Source organism: Parasphingorhabdus sp. W113 (genome assembly GCF_055693205.1).
This window is the reverse complement of the sequence record NZ_CM146328.1, coordinates 1,386,807-1,401,418: the sequence shown is the minus strand read 5'-3', so window position 1 is coordinate 1,401,418 and position 14,612 is coordinate 1,386,807. Positions and strand designations below refer to the sequence as shown.

The 14,612-nt window shown below is 57.5% G+C and carries 14 protein-coding genes; 6 read left to right on the top strand and 8 right to left on the bottom strand.

The window, feature by feature from the left end:
* Nucleotides 1–21 precede the first annotated feature (21 nt).
* On the top strand, nt 22–1,140 hold the full coding sequence (gene purM, locus ACZ1GS_RS06660) for a phosphoribosylformylglycinamidine cyclo-ligase (RefSeq protein ID WP_472697696.1): 1,119 nt from the start codon (nt 22–24) through the stop codon (nt 1,138–1,140).
* Between the two features lie 6 nt (nt 1,141–1,146).
* The gene (gene purN, locus ACZ1GS_RS06655; RefSeq protein WP_472697695.1) at nt 1,147–2,112 is read left to right on the top strand and encodes a phosphoribosylglycinamide formyltransferase; all 966 of its coding nucleotides are present in this window, start codon (nt 1,147–1,149) and stop codon (nt 2,110–2,112) included.
* A 175-nt stretch (nt 2,113–2,287) separates the two neighbouring features.
* Here the strand turns inward: purN and ACZ1GS_RS06650 are convergent, their stop codons facing one another.
* The 3 genes from ACZ1GS_RS06650 to ACZ1GS_RS06640 all read right to left on the bottom strand — a co-directional run bounded on the left by ACZ1GS_RS06650 (nt 2,288) and on the right by ACZ1GS_RS06640 (nt 3,934).
* A complete protein-coding gene (locus ACZ1GS_RS06650; protein WP_472697694.1) occupies nt 2,288–2,941 on the bottom strand; it encodes a LuxR C-terminal-related transcriptional regulator in 654 nt (217 codons plus the stop codon).
* 61 nt (nt 2,942–3,002) lie between these two features.
* Nucleotides 3,003–3,131 carry a DUF2256 domain-containing protein gene (locus ACZ1GS_RS06645; protein WP_472698081.1) on the bottom strand — a complete coding sequence of 43 codons (129 nt, stop codon included), beginning with the start codon at nt 3,129–3,131 and terminating at the stop codon, nt 3,003–3,005.
* Between the two features lie 29 nt (nt 3,132–3,160).
* Entirely contained in the window at nt 3,161–3,934 is a 774-nt protein-coding gene (locus tag ACZ1GS_RS06640; RefSeq protein ID WP_472697693.1) for an SDR family oxidoreductase, read from the bottom strand.
* An 84-nt stretch (nt 3,935–4,018) separates the two neighbouring features.
* Here ACZ1GS_RS06640 and ACZ1GS_RS06635 point away from each other — a divergent pair, with 84 nt between their 5' ends.
* Nucleotides 4,019–4,489 (top strand): nuclear transport factor 2 family protein, encoded by a 471-nt coding sequence (locus ACZ1GS_RS06635; RefSeq protein WP_472697692.1) that lies wholly within the window; start codon nt 4,019–4,021, stop codon nt 4,487–4,489.
* A 20-nt stretch (nt 4,490–4,509) separates the two neighbouring features.
* Here the strand turns inward: ACZ1GS_RS06635 and ACZ1GS_RS06630 are convergent, their stop codons facing one another.
* The 5 genes from ACZ1GS_RS06630 to ACZ1GS_RS06610 all read right to left on the bottom strand — a co-directional run bounded on the left by ACZ1GS_RS06630 (nt 4,510) and on the right by ACZ1GS_RS06610 (nt 9,608).
* Entirely contained in the window at nt 4,510–6,405 is a 1,896-nt protein-coding gene (locus ACZ1GS_RS06630; RefSeq protein WP_472697691.1) for a CshA/CshB family fibrillar adhesin-related protein, read from the bottom strand.
* Between the two features lie 162 nt (nt 6,406–6,567).
* Nucleotides 6,568–6,990: a nucleoside-diphosphate kinase gene (gene ndk, locus ACZ1GS_RS06625; RefSeq protein ID WP_472697690.1), complete on the bottom strand. Its 423-nt coding sequence runs from the start codon at nt 6,988–6,990 to the stop codon at nt 6,568–6,570.
* Nucleotides 6,991–7,111: 121 nt separating this feature from the next.
* A complete protein-coding gene (locus tag ACZ1GS_RS06620) occupies nt 7,112–7,621 on the bottom strand; it encodes a hypothetical protein (RefSeq protein ID WP_472697689.1) in 510 nt (169 codons plus the stop codon).
* A 78-nt stretch (nt 7,622–7,699) separates the two neighbouring features.
* Nucleotides 7,700–8,137, bottom strand: coding sequence for a DNA polymerase III subunit chi (locus tag ACZ1GS_RS06615; protein ID WP_472697688.1), 438 nt, complete (start codon nt 8,135–8,137; stop codon nt 7,700–7,702).
* A gap of 13 nt (nt 8,138–8,150) precedes the next feature.
* Nucleotides 8,151–9,608, bottom strand: a complete 1,458-nt coding sequence (locus ACZ1GS_RS06610) for a leucyl aminopeptidase (RefSeq protein ID WP_472697687.1) — start codon at nt 9,606–9,608, stop codon at nt 8,151–8,153.
* A gap of 270 nt (nt 9,609–9,878) precedes the next feature.
* Here ACZ1GS_RS06610 and ACZ1GS_RS06605 point away from each other — a divergent pair, with 270 nt between their 5' ends.
* From ACZ1GS_RS06605 to pdxA, 3 genes are all read left to right on the top strand, one after another.
* A complete protein-coding gene (locus tag ACZ1GS_RS06605; protein ID WP_472697686.1) occupies nt 9,879–12,134 on the top strand; it encodes an LPS-assembly protein LptD in 2,256 nt (751 codons plus the stop codon).
* A 100-nt stretch (nt 12,135–12,234) separates the two neighbouring features.
* Nucleotides 12,235–13,599, top strand: coding sequence for a peptidylprolyl isomerase (locus ACZ1GS_RS06600; RefSeq protein ID WP_472697685.1), 1,365 nt, complete (start codon nt 12,235–12,237; stop codon nt 13,597–13,599).
* Between the two features lie 3 nt (nt 13,600–13,602).
* A complete protein-coding gene (gene pdxA, locus ACZ1GS_RS06595) occupies nt 13,603–14,607 on the top strand; it encodes a 4-hydroxythreonine-4-phosphate dehydrogenase PdxA (RefSeq protein WP_472697684.1) in 1,005 nt (334 codons plus the stop codon).
* Nucleotides 14,608–14,612: the final 5 nt, after the last annotated feature.

The window sequence follows — 14,612 nt, the reverse complement described above, 5'->3', positions numbered from 1 at the left end:
ACTTGTCTAATCGCCTATTTCATGAGTGACAAACAAAACATGGATCAGGACCAGCCCGAATCTTACACCTATGCGAAGGCCGGTGTGTCGATTGCGGCGGGTAACGCGCTGGTCAAGGCAATCGCTCCTCTGGCGAAAGCCACAGCTCGCCCCGGCGCCAATGCCGAACTCGGCGGATTTGGCGGATTTTTTGATCTGAAAGCAGCGGGTTACGACGATCCTCTATTGGTTGCGGCCAATGACGGCGTTGGAACCAAGCTCAAATTGGCGATCGACTATGATCGCCATGACAGCGTCGGCATTGACCTGGTCGCCATGTGCGTCAACGATCTCATCGTCCAGGGCGCTGAACCACTGTTTTTCCTCGACTATTTCGCCACTGGCAAGCTGGAAAACGGCGTGGCAGAGCGTGTTGTTGCGGGCATTGCCGAGGGTTGCAAAATGGCCGGCTGTGCACTGATTGGCGGCGAAACCGCGGAAATGCCCGGCATGTACGCGGATGGCGACTATGACCTGGCGGGTTTTTGTGTCGGCGCGGTGGAGCGATCCAAGGCGGTGACTGGCGCGCAACTCGCCGAAGGCGATGTCCTGCTGGCGCTGGCTTCTTCCGGTGTCCACTCCAATGGCTATTCGCTGGTGCGCCGACTCGCGGAAGACAAGGGCTGGAAACTGGATCGCCCTGCCCTGTTTGATCCGGATCGGCTGCTGATCGAGGCGTTGATCGCACCGACCCGTATTTATGTAAAATCGGTACTCCCGGTGATGCAATCCGGTCGGATCAAGGCGCTCGCGCACATAACCGGTGGCGGATTGCTCGAGAATATTCCCCGGGTCTTGCCCGAAGGCATGCATGCTGAAGTCGACGCCGATGCCTGGGATCAGCCGCGGCTGATGGCGTTCCTGCAGGCGCAAGGCAATATCGAACCGGAAGAAATGGCGCGGACCTTCAATTGCGGTGTCGGCATGGTCCTTGGTGTATCGCCCGAGGATGCCGCCGCGGTTGCGAGCGAATTGGAACAGGCCGGAGAGACGGTTTACACGGTTGGACGTATCCGGGCCGGAACAACCGGCTGTACGGTTGCCGGCAGCGCTGGCACATGGTCGGCGCGGCAGAACTGGACAGCAACGCATAATGGCTGAACGGAAATGACAGATCGAGCCAAAATCGCGATTCTGATTTCCGGGCGCGGCTCGAACATGGCGGCTCTGCTCTACGCGGCAAAAGAGAAAAACTGCCCTTATGAAATTGCTCTGGTGGCTTCGAATAATCCCGACGCCAGCGGGCTGACATTGGCGGCGGCCGAAGGCATTGCCACCTTTTCCCATTCGCACAAAGGCATGGGCCGTGCCGACCATGACAATATCATGCAGGAGGCGATCGCCCAATCCGGCGCCGACTATGTCGCGCTTGCTGGCTATATGCGGATATTGAGCGACGAATTTGTCGATCGCTGGCAAGACCGGATGCTCAATATCCATCCGAGTTTGCTTCCGAAATATAAGGGATTGGACACCTACAAACGGGCACTGGACGCCGGCGACAGCCATGCCGGTTGCAGCGTCCATCTGGTCACGCCGGAGCTGGATGACGGCGAGGTTCTGGGGCAGACTGCGGTTGCCATCCTGCCGCAGGATGATGCGGATTCCCTTGCCGAGCGCATCTTGATGGCTGAGCATCAACTCTATCCGGCGACGCTGGCGCGCTATGTAACCCGCGAGCAGGACCCTGACTGGATATTGGATCAGGTGCGCCGTCACGCGCTGGCGCTGGAAGAAACCCATGAACGCCCCAGCTTCGGGACACCTGGCTGGCGCGTGGGCAGCGAAAAGACCGGCAAATATTTTGCCTATTTCTCGCAACGGCATTTCGGAGAATCCGGCACAGCCGTGTTCGTCAAAACCAGCGGCCTCGATGAACAGGCGGCTCTGCTGGATGCCGATCCGGAGCTTTACTATGCGCCCAAATTTTACGGCAAATCGGGATGGATCGCGATTCGGCTTGATACCGGGCGCACGGATTGGGATCATATCGCCCAGCGCCTGCGCACGAGCTGGCAGCTGGTCGCACCAAAACGGCTGACCAAACTTATTGCGATCGCAGAAGAATTTTAGAGAAATAGCGTATCGCGAACTGAAACAAAATCTGGAGCGACAAGGAGGAGGGAGGATTTGCCGCCCAAAATCTTTAGATCTGGGATGACTGTTCCAGTCGCGATACCAGACGTGTTTAGCTTAATTGGTAAAACGCGCCGATACGGCAATAGGGCCGTAGCGACGCCGACCAAGGCTACATGCCGGCTTCCACGGCGAGCCGCACCATATCGGCAGCGCTCGGTGCTTCGAGGCGCTTCATCAAAATCGCGCGATGCATTTTGATCGTCCGCTCGCTCAGCTCCAGCTCATGCGCGATCTGTTTGTTCAACATGCCCTGCGCGATAAATTTCAGCACTTCCCGCTGCCGTTTTGACAGATCCTTGACGGTTTCCACCGCCTTCATGCGCCGCGCCTTTGCCAGACTGGGACCATCGCCATCAATTTCGACCTGGGAACCCAGAAAATATTCGAGTTCGCCGTCATCATCAAATAACGGCGCGACCAGAACCGCGTTTTGAAACGGCGTGCCGTCTTTTTTGTAATTCAGGATTTCAACCAATACGGGCTTGCGCTCGCGCACGCCGCGGCGAATTTCCTCGGTCAGCCAGGGTTCGGTGGCCGGGCCAGCCAGAAAGCGGCAGTTGCGACCCAATATGAACTCGGACTCATAGCCGGTCAGTTCACAAAAGGCTTCATTGACGGAAACAATGGGATTGTCAGTCAGACGAGGATTGCTGATGACAGACGCAATCGGGCTCTTCTCGATCAGCGCTTGAACTGACTTTTTTGGCGGTTTGACCGGGGGTACCGAATCGTGACCGTTGTTGTTCCCATCCTCAGAATTCATATGAATGACCTAATCCAACCATCCTCATGATGGCAAGTGGAATGCCATAAGGACTTTTAGTTCAGCGGCCGCTGCGACAGCGTTTGGAGCAATAGCGGACCTCATCCCAGACATCTTCCCACTTTTTCCGCCAGGAAAACGGGCGGCCGCAGGTGAGACAGGTTTTCTGCGGGAAATTCTGCTTTTCGATGCGTTTGCCTGTGCCCTTACCCCGCTTCGCTATGGCACCACTCCTTCAACCACAGACTTGGCATTATCGACGCGGATCGCGGCGCCATTGATGAATTTGGATTCATCCGATGCTAGAAACAGGACGGTATGCGCGATGTCATCCGGCTCGCCCAAGGCGCTCGGCGCTGGCCCTTCACTGGCTGGGCGCAGATCGCCGCGATCCATCAATTTTGTTCCGATATCCTCGACCATCGGAGTCAAGATACCGGCCGGATGCACGCTGTTGCAACGAATATTATACTGGTTGTTGGCGCAATGCACCGCCACGCTCCGGGTCAAGCTCTCCACCGCGCCCTTGGCCGCGGCATAGGCAACCACAATCGGCTCCCCCTGCACCGAGGCGATAGACGCCATGTTGACAATCGACCCGCCACCGGAGGCGCGCATCGCCGGCACGGCATATTTGCAGCCGAAAAAAGTCCCGTCCGCGCTGACCGCCATGACGAAACGATATTCATCAGCGGTTTGGGTTTCGATTGTCCCCGGCTCCACAACGCCCGCATTGTTGACCAGAATATCGAGCTTGCCATGCCGCGATACCACATCGGCAATCAGATCTTCCCAGCCCGCCTCATCGCGGACATCCTGGACATGAAATTCGGCTTTCTCGCCGATTTCAGCAGCCACGCGATCGCCATTGGCCTTGTCCATATCGGTGAGAATCACGGTCGCCCCTTCCCGCGCGAACATCCGGGCATCCGCTTCGCCCAACCCCTTTGCAGCGCCGGTGATAATCGCAACCTTGCCTTCAAGCCTACCCATGTTCATCCCTCTCTTTTTTGCCAACTATCCAGAGATTAGCAGCACATGCTAATCCCTTTGCCTAGCATTATGGAGGAGAGTGTAGTGGATCGTCTGGAAGAACTGAGCGCCCGGGAAGATATTCGTGATCTGCTGCACCGCTATTGCAAAGGCATTGATCGCAAAGACTGGGCTCTGGTCCGCAGTTGCTTCGCTGATGATCATGTCCACAAACATGGCGAGTTCGAAGGCCCTCCGGAATTGTTCGTGACCTTCGCCAGCGAAATTCTCGAACGCGTTCCGGCCACCCACCACTCGATCAGCAATGTCCATATTGCCTTTGACGAGGGTGGCAAGACGGCCTCGACCGAAGCCAATTTCGTCGCCTATCACTACATCGAAGAAGGGGTCCCCGAATTTGGGCCGATCCCGACCAATGGCAAGGCGACCGATTGGATCGTCGCCGGCCGCTATTGCGACACGATGGAGAAACGCGACGGTCAGTGGATCATCGTCCGGCGCGAAGCCTTTCATGACTGGGAACGCTATGACGAGGCCAACCCGCGGCCGGACTGATTGTCCGCGGGATCGACCCGTTAGTTGATCTGTGCCTCGAACATGATGGTGAAGCTCGGCAGATCGGTGCCGTTGGATGCGCTCATGACGCCCGACGGATTGACCTGCAGTCCCGTGACATTGGCATCAACACCCGATGTGCTCGGCGCATAGCCATAAGGTGCACCCCCGGACGGTTGATCGGAATAGTCCACCATTGTCGCCGCATCGAAGGCATCGAGACCGCTCGCGGTGCTGCCTTCCGTGAACATGACCGGTGTGGCGCCATTATAGACAAGATCATCCGGTAAAATGTCGCTAATCGCGATCGAGCTGCTGTCAACCGGAGCATCACCGCGGTTGATCACCTGGATCTGATAGCGGACTATGGCCCCGGGAATCGCTTTGGGATTGGTTGTTCCGTTGACCGGATCCGACACCACAAAGGACAGTTTGCTGACTTCAAGCAATGCGTTGGCAGGATCCCGGCTATTCAGGATCGTACAACTAATGACATCGCCTTGTTGCGGGGTAAAATCTGTCGCCAGTGATGTTGGCAAAACCGTGGCCGATCCGGCGAACGCATTGGTGCAAGACAGACTCGCCGTGTAGCGGCCAAGATCTGTCGTCCCTCTCGCAAGCTCATCGAGCCGATAAGCGCTTCCCGCAATCGCCTGAGTCATGCCGATTGGCGCGCTACTGATGACGGCCCCGGTCCCGGTGGTTGTGCTTGCGGCCAGGGTGCTGCTCGTGCCCTGGCGGATACGGATACGAAACTGATCCGTATCAAATATGCGCCCGGCCGCGCTCAGCTCTTTCTCAAGCGCTATGTGCGGAAAGGCGCTGTTGTCGAACGTGCAAGTCACAGCATCTCCAAAGGCCAGCGAACCAAAGCTGTAATTGGTGGTTTCCTGACTCGTCGGCATCACGGTTGGCGAGCCGGGATTGTCATTGGTGCAGGTGAGCTGGGCGCGATACTGGCTGAGCGCACTGCTGCTGCCAGCCTCAGCGACTTCGCTCAAACTGATCGGAATGCCCGAAGCGGTGGAAATGACCGCAGCAGGAAACGGTCCGTTCCCGGTCCCAGAAGTGGTCCCCGAAGCCAACACATCACCGGAGGAGGTCGACGTGATCTGAAAGGTAAATTGATCGCTCGGATCGATCCGCGCGCCGGTAATCGTCTTGCTCAGTGTGATCGAGGCAAAGCGAACGGCGAACATCATGCCTTGGAGCCCCTGCCCCTGCATTGTTGCGGTCACATTGGTCGGTGTGTTGGTACCCGCAATATATCCGCCCACCCGGCCGGTCTGGCCGCCGCCCGAGGCCCGGAATGTCGGCGTCCCGACCCCGGTCAGCACCGGAAACTGGCTGCCTGAAATCGGAGGGACCGCATCCAGAATTTCCCAGTTGGAGCCGTTGGTACCAAATTCAAGATATTCGCTATTGTCGGTCGACTCGGCATCGGCAGCCACGAAGGCAAAGCTGGTAATCGATGCAACGCCGGGCGGCGGGATGATGGTGATATTCGAAAAGACGAAATTTACCAGCGCGCCGCTATTGACCATGTACAATATCGGCCGACCGGGAATGTTGAGAAACGACGAATTGCCAACCGCTGCCCCGCTCCAGCTGGGCGCCGGCCGGTCATCGGCGGCAGAGGCCGTGCTGCTGGTGGCGCGCAGAGTGAATGTCAGGGTTGAACCATCGGACAAGTCGAATGAAAAATTCTGACCAGCCGCCGATCGTGCCGTCACGTCATTATAGGATGAAAAATCAAGCCAGCAGTAGGTTTGCCAGGCAGCGGGCGCAGCGCCTTGGGCGCCAGCAGGCGAGCAGGTCGCAGCTTGTGCGGCGGGCGCCCACAGGGCCGCCCAGGCCGCAAAAATGCACAGCACGCGCAGGGCCCAAGACCCGATATCCCGTCCAGCCGGTCTCACGCCCCACATTCTCCCACCAACGGGGCCTGCTACTGGTCAGCAGGTTGTCCGCGTTGCGGGAAAATGCCTAGCGCAATATGCTTAAAAACGGGTAAAACCATCTATAAAGACGGGATTTTCTTATCACGGCTCAAGCAGATAGCGACCGCGTTAGCCGTCCGTTTAGCCGACAATTTCATCGTCGTTGAAGAAATAGGCAATTTCGATCGCCGCATTTTCATCGCTGTCCGATCCGTGGACCGTGTTGGCCTCAATGCTCTCGGCGAGTTCACCGCGGATCGTGCCTGGCGCGGCGTCGGCCGGATTGGTGGCACCCATGATGTCGCGGTTGCGCTGCATGGCATTATCGCCTTCCAGAACCTGTACGACAACCGGACCACTGATCATGAAGTCGACCAGCTCGCCGAAAAAGGGACGCTCTTTGTGCACGGCATAAAAGCCCTCGGCTTGCGCCTTGGTCATGTGGATGCGCTTGGATGCAACGACGCGGAGGCCGGCTTCTTCGAGCATTTTGGTGACCGCACCGGTCAGATTGCGACGGGTTGCGTCAGGTTTGATAATCGAGAATGTCCGGTTGCCGGCCATGATATTTGCTCCGTATTCGTGTTGCTATTGGGGCTTGGAAAGATATTTGCGCCGCCCCTAGCCGGACTTGTGGAGCAAGGCAAGGCTTCTCAAGCCACAGCCAAGGCTTTCATGGCGCGGGCTAGCCGCCGATCATCAGCGTCGCAGTGACGCCTCCTTCATCTTGATCGGTGACGGATATATTGAGTCCACTGTCGTCCGGGCCTTGTCCGGTGAGCATCTGCATGTCACCGGTTTTGACCTCTCCGACAACCTCGATACCGTTGGATTCCATCTGGTCGCGATAGAATTCAATGACCTCATCCTGGCCATCCTTGCTCACGAAAACGACCATCATGCCCTGTTTCCCGTCGGCATTGGTCGACACGCTGGTTTCGACTTCCGCGTTTGGATAGAGGTCAACACCCAAAGGCAAATCGACTTTGGCCTTTGAACCGGTGTTGATCCGCACCTCGCCGTCCTGCGATTTGAACACCGACTCGCTGTCGCCATCTTTTCCACTGATCGAATAGCTCGCTTCGCCGCCCTCGCCGTCATCAAAGGTTCCGGAGGCGATTTCATCGCTGCTTCCGCAGGATGCAGTGAGGAGAAGTGCCGGTAGCAGAGTCGCGGCCAAAACAGGGTTTTTCATGATATCCGTCCATCAAAATTGGGCGCGACCCCAGAACGTGATAAACCCAATCGCCCAAATGCGCAATTCGCGAGAGGATCAGGGGCCTTCAACCCAGCGGCCGCCATCCTGTTTCCAGTAGCGGGGCGTGACGTCATCACGCCCGGACAGATCCCGCCAGGCGCCGCGCGCGCCGTCAATTTCCTCCGGCGTAAACAGATAGAAGGCGCGTTTGAACGCCGCCGCCTCGTCTCGCCATTTGCCATCCGTCAGCGCAACAAACTCAGCCCCGTTGGCGGCGGCACACTGGTCGGACAGCAGGATCGGTTGCAGGGCCTGGTTGGGCGATCCGACCAGATCATGGGCCAGAAAGCTGCTCGGCCCCGCCTGCCACAAGGCAGTGCTGAGCTTTTCCAGCTGACTGACAAAACCCGAAACAACAAGCATTTTCTGGCCCGCATCCAGCGTTTTCTGCGCCAGAACGGGGACCAGTTTCTCGGCCGGATCCCGCGTCAGATGATAAAAGTCGACCTGCAAGATTTACCGCGCCTTATTGCTCGAAGTTATCGGCCACATATTGATCCAGCAGGCGCACACCGAAGCCGGTTGCCCCCTTGTCCCAGACCGGACCGGGTTTGTCCGCCCAGACCATTCCAGCAATATCAAGATGGGCCCATTTCACGCCATCCTTGATGAAACGCTTGAGAAATTGGGCGGCGGTGATTGAACCCGCGCCCTTGCCGCCGACATTCTTCATATCAGCGATCGGGGAATTGATCTGCTTGTCATAAGCGCTGGTCAGCGGAAAACGCCACAGCGGATCGCCGGCGGTCTTGCCTGCCGACAGCAGGTCATCCGACAGACCGTCATCATTGCTGAAACAACCGGCATGTTCATTGCCCAGAGATACGATGATCGCACCGGTCAGGGTGGCGAGATTGACGACGACCTCCGGTTCAAAGGTTTCCTGCGTCCAGTGGAGCGCATCGCACAGCACCAGACGGCCTTCGGCATCGGTGTTGATCACTTCAATGGTCTGGCCGCTCATGCTGGTAACCACGTCCCCGGGCCGCTGGGCATTGCCGTCGGGCATATTCTCCACCAGTCCGCAAATGCCAACGACATGGGCCTTGGCCTTGCGTCCGGCCAAGGCTTTCATCGTCCCCGCCACGGCGCCTGCACCGCCCATATCCCATTTCATGTCTTCCATGCCTGGAGGCGGTTTCAGCGAAATGCCGCCCGTATCGAAGGTCACCCCTTTACCGACCAGAGCGAGCGGCTTTTTCTGAGCGCCGCCGGTTCCGTCCCAGCGCATGGCGAGCATCCGCGGCGGCCGGACCGATCCCTGCGAGACGCCCAACAGCGCGCCCATGCCGAGCTTTTCCATTTCTTCCTGACCCAGCACAGTAAACTCAACGCCGAGGTCCTTGAGCTCTTCGCAGCGTGCCACGAAACTCTCCGGGTAAATGACATTTGCCGGCTCTGACACGAGTTCGCGGGTCAGTGCAACGCCATCGGCCACAGCCGACAAATCCTTCCACAGCACAGACCCTTCTATGGCGGTGTCGAGCACAGTGATCGTCGACAAGGTCGGCTTGCTGGTTTCCGGCATGGTGGTGCGATATTTGTCGATCCGCCAGCTGCGCAATTTGGCACCGAATAGCAGCCGGGCCAGCTGATCCTCGGCCAGACCTTCAGCGCTGATCGCAAGGTCCTTGACGCCGGACGTGATCAGCTTTGCAACCACGGCACCGCCCGCGGCTTCGAGATTGTTACGACTGCCCTTGCCAACCCCGACCAGAATGATCTGCAGTACCGCGCCAGCTTCGGACACAAAAGTCTGGAACACTTGCCCTGCCTTGCCTTCGAACCGGCTGGCCTGAGCGGCTGCGCGCACGGTGTCGGCTTGTTCAAGCGCGAGAGTCGCGCCGCCCAGTCCATCCTTGGGAATGGCGATGGCCAAAGCATCAGAAGAAGCAGGGAGGCTGGCGGAGTAAGCGAATTTCATGGGTATAACGTCCTTATCAATGGATCAAACGCATTTGGATTTATTATAGTTTACGGTCTGTTCAGGGTCGATCAATGAAAGATTGGGTCAGGCAATGCAATGATCATTTCCATCCGGGCGATGATCCGTTCTGTCTGCCGGGAGTATTGGAAAATTTCTGACAGAGAAAATTTGCAGCACGCGCATTCTGATGCAATAGGGCGGTGGCCGGATGGGAGGCAAGTCGACCCTGTCCTTGTTGCACAGAATTGTGATGGAGCTAAAGCCAAGTTGTTCTCGTCAGTCAAAGCCCCTGCGATTGCACTAGCCCTGACGCTGCCCTTCGCCTCCGCGGAAGTCGCGATCGCGCAAGAGCAGACCGCAAAACCTACGTCCGAGGCGACGCCGCTCGCCGCCCAGCCAGCCGCAAACAAAGCATCAGACGAGATCGCGTTCAGCGCTGATTCCATCGATTATGATTTCGAGAATGACGTTGTCACCGCGACTGGCGATGTGATCCTCAACCGGGATGGCTACAAACTGCGCTCTGACTCGGTTGTCTGGAATCGCAAAACCGGTATTGTCGAAGCGCAAGGCAATATTCGCTCCGTCAGCCCTGAAGGCGATACCGCTTATGGAGACAAGATCACGCTGACCGATAGCTTGCGCGACGGCGTGATCGAAAACCTGCTTCTGGTTCTGGAAGATGGCAGCCGTCTCGCGGCACGCAAGGGAGAGCGGTTTAGCGACGGCTCGCTGACCCTGGACAATGCCGCCTATACCGCTTGTGCCGTGACCACGGACGAAGGCTGCCCAAAAAATCCCAGCTGGCAGATCAAGGCGGTCAAGGTGCGCTATGATCCGATCAAGAAGCGGGTCAGCTATGACGGTGCACGGATAGAATTATTCGGGTTGCCGGTGGTTCCCCTGCCCGGCCTGTCCCATCCGATCAGCAATGAAAATCGCAGCGGGTTGCTGGTGCCAAATCTGCGCTTTGATTCGACCAATGGCGTGGCGGTGTCGGTGCCTTATTATTTCAATCTTGCGCCCAATCAGGATGCGACCATCACCACTCAGGTCTTTACCGAAGTCGCGCCGCTGATCAGCGGAACCTTTCGCAATCTCGATGAAAAGGGCGCCTTTCAATTCACCGGTTATGCGACCTACAGTTCGCGCATTCCCACGAGTGGCGTTGGCCCCGTGGTCAATTCGGAACGCGATTTTCGCGGCTATTTCGCGACCAGCGGCCGTTTCATTCTCGATGAGAACTGGACGCTTTCCCATTCGGCGCGGATCGCATCTGACCGCACGTTCCTGCGCCGCTATGACATTAGCGACGACGACAGCCTGCGCTCGACGATTAATCTCGAACGGATTGACGACAGCAGCTATTTCTCTCTCGCCGGATGGGCGTTTCAGACCCTGCGCGCGGGCGACCCCCAAAACCAGGTGCCGGTTGCACTGCCGGTGGTCGATTATAGAAAACGCTTCACCCAGTCTCTGCTTGGCGGAACAACCCAGATACAGCTGAACAGCCTGGCCATTGCGCGCAGCGAAGGGCAGGATACCCAACGCGCCTTTGCTTCGGCCCGCTGGGATTTGCGAAAACTGACGACCCTTGGTCAGGAAATCACATTTACCGGCCTCGTGCGCGGGGATGTCTATAACAGCGACGACAATGAACTGAACGGCACGCCGATCTATCGCGGCGAAAGCGGATGGCAGGCGCGCGGCATTGCGTCGGCCGCCGTCGATATAAAATGGCCGTTTATCGGCACCGCCTTTGGCGGCACCCAGACGCTGACACCGCGCCTGCAAGTGGTCGCCTCGCCCGCCATTGCCAATCTGATCGTGCCGAATGAGGATTCGCGGGCGGTTGATCTGGAAGACACCAATTTGTTCGCGCTCAACCGCTTTCCCGGCTATGATCGCTTTGAAGACAATGTTCGGGCAACCTACGGCCTGGAATGGAATCTCGACCGGCCCAATCTGGCGGTGGATGTGATTGTCGGCCAAAGCTACCGGCTGGCCAATAACAGCAATATCGTGCCGGAAGGCACCGGCCTGTCCGATCGCTTCTCCGACATTGCGGGACGGACGAATGTACGGTTCAAGGACATTGTCAAATTCACCCACCGCTATCGGCTAGACAAGGATAATCTCGCGATCCGCCGGAACGAGATTGATGCCACAGTCGGGTCCAATGACACTTATGTGCAGGTTGGCTATTTGCGGCTCAATCGTAATATCGGCGAAAACCTGGAGGATCTGAGGGACCGCGAAGAAGTCCGGATTGGCGGCCGGTATCAGATCGACAAATATTGGTCGGTTTTCGGTTCCGCCATTGTCGACTTGACCGATGCCCGGGAAGATCCGACTTCATCGGCGGACGGTTTCGAACCGGTTCGCCACCGCATTGGCGTCGCTTATGATGACGGATGCTTGTCACTCGGGGTGACCTGGCGCTATGATTATGAGGACACCGGAGACGCGGAGCGCGGCAGCACCTTCCTGTTCCGGCTGGCCTTGCGCAACCTGGGTGTGTAAGGCGTGCGCTAGACAAGACCAACTGCTCATATTAGGTTCAGCCCTTCTTTGCTAAAGGCCAATCTAGTATTTTTGCTTACTGTTTGAGAAGAAACGAAAAATGATTGTAATGCGTACCAAAATATCATCACTGGGCACGAAATTCATGATGGTGGCCGGCTTGGCCCTTGCCGCCGCGACCCCCTCTTCATCGCAGACTGTTGCGGACAATGTGGTTCCTGAAACCGGTCTCAACATTCCCGAACAGCTGACAATTTTTGGCGAAGATGATCCCAACGTGCGCCGCGCCACCGCGCTGGTCAACGGCGACATCATCACCGGGACCGATGTCAGCCATCGCCTGGCTCTGATCGTTGCCGCCAATGGCGGCGAAGTTTCTGACGAGGAACGCCAGCGGCTGCGGTTACAAGTCTTGCGCAATCTGATTGACGAGACGCTGCAGATCCAGGAAGCGGAAGCCAATGAGATTTTGATTTCATCGGATGAAATCGAGGCCACGTTCAATCAGGTCGCCCAGCAGAATTTCAAACAGGATATCAATGCGTTTGACAGTTATCTGCGTTCAAAAGGCTCTTCCACCAATACCTTGAAACAGCAGATTAAAGGCGAACTGGCCTGGAGCCGTCTGCTGCGCCGGAACATTCAGCCATTTATCAATGTCGGTGATGATGAGGTAAACTCGATCATCGAGCGGCTGAATGCATCCAAGGGCCGTACCGAATATCGTATCGGTGAAATTTACATGTCCGCGAGCCAGGAAGCAGCGGAGCAAGTCGCGGCAAATATGCGCAACATTTTGACACAAATCCGCCAGGGTGGCTCTTTCGTTGCCTATGCCCGGCAATTTTCCGAGGCTTCGACTGCTGCGACCGGCGGCGATCTGGGCTGGGTGCGGCCGGAGCAATTGCCACAATCTCTCGCCGAGGCCGCGGTTCAGATGCAAGTGGGTCAGGTCGTTGGCCCGGTTCCGGTACCCGGTGGCTTTTCGATCCTCTATCTGATCGATCAACGGCAGATCCTGACCGCCGATCCGCGCAACGCCATATTGAGCCTGAAGCAGCTCGCAATCAGCTTTCCACAGGGAACAACCCAGGAAGGCGCTACCGAACGCGCGGCGCAATTTGCCGAAGCCACCCGCAATATCAAAGGCTGCGGCGCAGCCAATGAAGTGGCAGCCCAGATCGGCGCCGATGTCGTGGACAATGATCGCGTCCGGCTGAAAGACTTGCCTGGTCCATTGCAGACCGCGATCGCACAATTGCCGATCGGCCAGGCCAGCCAGCCATTCGGCTCGGTGGTTGACGGCGTCCGGGTTCTGATCCTGTGTGGCCGAGACGATCCGCAAACAGCGGCAGCACCGTCGTTCGACCAGATCATGACCCAACTGGAAGACGAGCGGATCAACAAGCGCGCGCAAATCTATCTGCGCGACCTTCGCCGTGACGCCATTATCGAATATAATTAGTGCGTGGCCGGGTCGAACAAACCCTTCGCGATTTCGTGCGGTGATCCGGCTGGAATCGGCCCTGAGATCATTTGCAAATCCTGGATTGACCGTGAGAAATATGGGTTTCCTGCGTTTTTCGTCGCAGGCAATGTGGCTGACTTTGAACGACAGGGCCAAACCCCAGTCGTAAAAATCAGCGATCCGGCGGAAGCGGCCAATGTTTTCCCCCATGCGCTGCCCTTGATGCATATTCACAATGGTGAAGACACAAAGCCGGGCCAACCGACATTGGATGGGGCGCAATGTGCGTTGCATGCGCTGGAAATTGCTTGCGGCCTCGCGCGTTCTGGCGACGCCAGTGCGGTGATTACGGCGCCGGTATCCAAATCCCAGCTCTACAAGGTTGGATTTCGCTATCCGGGCCAAACCGAATTTGTGTCCGAACGCTGCGGCATTGCTCGCGAGAATGCGGTCATGATGCTCGCCGGCCCGTCCTTGCGGGTCATACCGATGACCACCCATATCGCGTTAAAAGACGTACCAGGCCAGATCAGTCATGCCCTGATCATCGCCCGTGCCAAAGCCGCCCAAAAGGCGATGGTGCGCAATTTTGGCATTACCGAGCCGCGATTGGCCGTGGCCGGATTGAATCCGCATGCCGGTGAAAATGGAACATTGGGCGAAGAGGAAAAGCGCGTGATGGAACCGGCCATTGCGGAATTGCGCGCCGAAGGCATGGATATTACCGGCCCCCTGCCCGCGGATACGATGTTTCACGAAGAGGCCCGCGCGCGCTTTGATGTCGCGCTGTGCCCCTATCACGACCAGGCGCTGGTGCCCCTGAAAACCCTGCACTTTTTTGACGGGGTGAACATGACCCTCGGACTGCCAATCGTGCGGACATCACCCGATCACGGGACCGCTTTTGGCATTGCCGGTCAGGGCATTGCGGATCCCCGTTCGATGATTGCCGCCATTCAGATGGCAACCACCGCCGTCGAAAACCGAAAAATCTACGATCGTTGACCGAT